Here is a 4,113-nt window from a genome sequence, read left to right as displayed (position 1 = left end):
CCTACCGGAAGGTGGGGATGGATCACCTCCTTTCTACGGAGTATCCTTCGGATACACAAACGGTTGGATGGGGTTGTTCAATCGCTCTTCGGTTTTGAGGGAATGCACCCCCTGTCCAAATTTGGACAGGGGGCTTTTGTGTGTACAAAAAGAAGGAATTGGATGAAAGCCTTGTTAACGTTTCTCACCAAATCCTCATCTGACGAGGCTACAATGGAAAGAATAATAAAAATGGAGGAAGAAGCATATGGGAGAGGATTTAAAACGAATCCTGATTATTGAAGATGAAGTCAATATTGCCCGTGTGTTGCAGTTGGAGCTGGAACACGAAGGATATAAAGCCGAAGTGTCCAGTGACGGGGTGAGTGGTTTGGAACGGGCTCAAGCCGGTGATTGGGACCTTATTTTGCTGGACATCATGCTTCCCCGACTCAATGGTATTGAAGTACTACGTCGGTTTCGACGCGGGACGAAACAGACACCAGTACTTCTCTTAACCGCACGTGATACGGTCCCTGATAAAGTGATGGGATTGGATCAAGGGGCCAATGATTACATCACCAAACCATTTGAAATTGAGGAAGTGCTTGCTCGGATCCGGGCCAACCTTCGCTTTCAGAGAGGTGATGGGAAGGAGAAAAAGGAAGAAGGAATTTTAAAAGTGGGTGACTTGAGCCTGAATCCCAAAACTCGTGAAGTGAAGCGAGGAGAACGGGAGATTCAACTCACGCCACGGGAGTATGACTTATTGATCTATCTCATGCGACATCCATCCCAAGTATTGGAGAGGGAACAAATTATTCAGGAAGTCTGGGGCTATGATTATATGGGAGACACCAACGTTGTTGATGTGTATATTCGCTATCTGCGCAAAAAAATAGACAAGCAGGCTCCAATGCAGTTGATTCGTACCGTTCGGGGGGTGGGATATACCTTGCGGGAGCCAAGAGAATGAAATTATCAACAAAAATTCAGCTTTTTTCTACAGCGATGTTGCTATTGCTCCTGTTGGGTGTGAACGCGGGCATTTATCTGTTGTTCCGAGCACAAGTCACAGAATCGGAAGTTGAACGGATGGAAGGCAAGGCAGAAAGCATCGTCCGTGCAATCAATGCTTCAGGAGTCGGAAGAGAAAAGGGATCCGCTACTCAGCTTCTCCGTGCCTATCTGCCAGAGAGCGGAATGATTCGGGTTGTCAATGATCGAGCAACCACGCTGTTGACTGTGACCGAACAGCCGGAATTGGTGGAAGAGATTTCTCCTGCATTTCGAAATCGACAAGACCATCGTTTCTTCAACCGTGGAAACGGTATGTATATAACCGCTTCGTATCCGTTGATTTGGGAAAATGGACAAGTGGTCACTTTGGAAATAACCGAAAGTGTGCATTTGTTGGAGAGAAATCTTCAGATTCTGCGTTGGGTATTGTTTTTGGCAACCTTGATTGTTCTGGCTCCAACGATTATGGGGGGAATTCTCCTCAGCCGGTTGATCCTGCGCCCGATTCATTCCCTGATTCAGACAATGGAAAGCAATCGGCGTCAAGGGACTTTTCAACGTTTGGAGATAAAACAACGCTCCAAAGACGAGCTGTACCAAATGGCTGTCACCTATAATCGAATGATGGATTGGATGGAGGAAAGTTTTCACAAACAGTTGCAGTTTGTTTCCGATGCTTCCCACGAATTGAAGACTCCACTTACCGTAATTGAGAGCTATGCCAATCTTCTCAAAAGATGGGGGAGCCAAAAGCCGGACGTGAGAGATGAAGCGATTGAAGCGATCCATTCGGAGGCAAAACGAATGAGAGAGCTCACTCATCAAATGTTGGACCTGGCTCGTGATGATACCCATGAATTGCTGAATTTAACATCTGTAAATTTGGGTGAAATATGCAGGGAAACCGTCCGTTCTTTGGTTCGTGTCGCTGGACGGTCCATTCAGGTGAGCTCGGAAGATGATGTTCAGGCCCAGGGAGATCCGGAAAAGCTTAAGCAACTCCTGTTTATCCTTTTGGACAATGCTTTAAAATACAGTGAGGATGAAGTGTTTGTCCGGGTGACATCCTTTGACGGAGGGGCTCGGGTACAAGTGGAGGATCAGGGAAAGGGGATTCCGGAAGAAGATCAGGAAAGGGTTTTTGAGCGATTTTATCGTGTGGAAAAAGCACGCAGTCGGGAAACCGGGGGGAGCGGCTTGGGCTTGTCGATCGCCAAACGGATTGTGGAAGCGCACCGAGGATGTTTGTCTTTGGAGAGTGAGATGGGGAGAGGTACGGTGGTCACAGTGAGACTTCCATCTCCGGATCGAGAGAAGTAGAAAGATCCCGCCGCGTTTCATCACTGTATTTTACCTGTTTCCCATTCATTTCTCATCAAATTCTCATGTGGTTCACCTCCATTTTTCAGTTTTGGTCCTTATCATGGTCCTTGAAAAGATAAGGAGTGATCAGGTGTGAACAAAACATGGGCGGCGGTTTTGACAGGAGCGATTATCATCGCCGGTGCCGGATTTGGTGTCAATCAAATTTTTGCAGGTCAGAGTGATCCCGCTCTGACTGTACAGGAAGCTTCTGAAAAGGCAGAGGAAAGGTACCCGGGGAAAGTATTGGAGATCGAGAAGGATCACAAAGGCTCGCGTTTGGTGTATGAATTGGAGTTGGAAGGTCCGAACGGAATATATGAGATTGAAATGGATGCCAACACCGGTGAAGTCTTGAAGGTAGAACAAGGGGTGTCCGCAAAACAGACAAAGGACGATACAGATGACATGGAGAAGGGTGATAAACAAACAGCGGATGACAATCAAAAAAAAACCAACAAGAATAAAAAGCGGATTGACTTCAAAGAAGCGAAACAAATCGCTTTAAATAAATTCCGCGGTAAGATCGAGGAAATTGAATTGGATGAAGATGATGGTCGCTTGGTTTACGAGGTGGAAATCAAAAAAGGAAAACAGGAAGCTGAGTTTGAGATCGATGCAAATACCGGGGAAATCCTGTTTATGTCCATTGAAAATGATGATTGACTCATAATGGATCCGGCATGAAAATGTCAAAAAACTTGATCGGTGATGGTGTCGATCAAGTTTTTTATTAATAAGAATGCATAAATGGATATAAAGATAAAATTAAAAAAGGGGGTTGAATCCATTTGTGATCCATGTTATATTGTTAAATGTCGCCGCGAGATGCTGAGCGTGGCACACAAAAGCAAGATGCACCTTGAAAATCGGATACAGAAGAGAGCCAAGAAAGATTTCACCGAAGCAACTGAGGAGAAGTTGTGAAGGGCACACGGTGGATGCCTTGGCGCCAGGAGCCGATGAAGGACGGGGCGAACACCGATATGCCCCGGGGAGCCGTAAGCAGGCTTTGATCCGGGGATTTCCGAATGGGGCAACCCACCGGCGGCGAACCGCCGGTACTCCTGCCTGAATCCATAGGGCAGCGAGAGGCAGACCGGGGGAACTGAAACATCTTAGTACCCCGAGGAAGAGAAAGAAACCTCGATTCCCCGAGTAGCGGCGAGCGAAACGGGAACAGCCCAAACCGAAGGGATTCCCCTTCGGGGTTGTGGGGCGTCCTGCATGGAGTCAGAAAGGCGAAGCGTAGGCGAAGTGGCCTGGAATGGCCTGCCGTAGACGGTAACAGCCCGGTAGCCGAAACACTTCGCTCTCCGGGACGGACCCCGAGTACCACGGGACACGTGAAACCCCGTGGGAATCCGGGAGGACCACCTCCCAAGGCTAAATACTCCCTGGCGACCGATAGTGAACCAGTACCGTGAGGGAAAGGTGAAAAGCACCCCGGGAGGGGAGTGAAAGAGAACCTGAAACCGTGTGCTTACAAGCAGTCGGAGCCTCCATGAGGGGTGACGGCGTGCCTTTTGTAGAATGAACCGGCGAGTGACGATGGCCTGCGAGGTTAAGGCGAGAAGCCGGAGCCGCAGCGAAAGCGAGTCTGAATAGGGCGCCGGGTTCCCACAAAAGTAATTACTTTTGTGGGAACCCTGAGTATGTCGTCGTCGACCCGAAACCGGGTGATCTACCCATGTCCAGGGTGAAGTTGAGGTAACACTCAATGGAGGCCCGAACCCACCGATGTTGAAAAAT

3 protein-coding genes and 1 rRNA gene are annotated in these 4,113 nt (G+C 48.4%); all 4 read left to right on the top strand.

The window, feature by feature from the left end; genetic code table 11:
- Positions 1-247 precede the first annotated feature (247 nt).
- A complete protein-coding gene (locus IEV46_RS17520; RefSeq protein WP_188433860.1) occupies positions 248-955 on the top strand; it encodes a response regulator transcription factor in 708 nt (235 codons plus the stop codon).
- Positions 952-2,319: a sensor histidine kinase gene (locus IEV46_RS17515; RefSeq protein WP_188433858.1), complete on the top strand. Its 1,368-nt coding sequence runs from the start codon at positions 952-954 to the stop codon at positions 2,317-2,319. Before IEV46_RS17520 ends, IEV46_RS17515 begins: the two co-directional genes overlap by 4 nt.
- A gap of 135 nt (positions 2,320-2,454) precedes the next feature.
- Complete coding sequence (locus IEV46_RS17510) at positions 2,455-3,027, top strand: PepSY domain-containing protein (protein WP_188433856.1); 573 nt, start codon at positions 2,455-2,457, stop codon at positions 3,025-3,027.
- 248 nt (positions 3,028-3,275) lie between these two features.
- Positions 3,276-4,113, top strand: a 23S ribosomal RNA gene (locus IEV46_RS17505); the annotation flags it as partial.

Origin of the sequence: Kroppenstedtia guangzhouensis (assembly GCF_014637345.1) — a bacterium.
Classification (GTDB): Bacteria; Bacillota; Bacilli; order Thermoactinomycetales; family DSM-45169; genus Kroppenstedtia; species Kroppenstedtia guangzhouensis.
Note: the sequence above shows the minus strand (reverse complement) of the source record. Positions and strands in the feature narration are given on the sequence as shown.

What these genes read in the sequence shown, in the direction of transcription:
- IEV46_RS17520 (WP_188433860.1), top strand. Translation starts at nt 248, where the DNA reads ATGGGAGAGGATTTAAAACGAATCCTGATTATTGAAGATGAAGTCAAT.
- IEV46_RS17515 (WP_188433858.1), top strand. Translation starts at nt 952, where the DNA reads ATGAAATTATCAACAAAAATTCAGCTTTTTTCTACAGCGATGTTGCTA.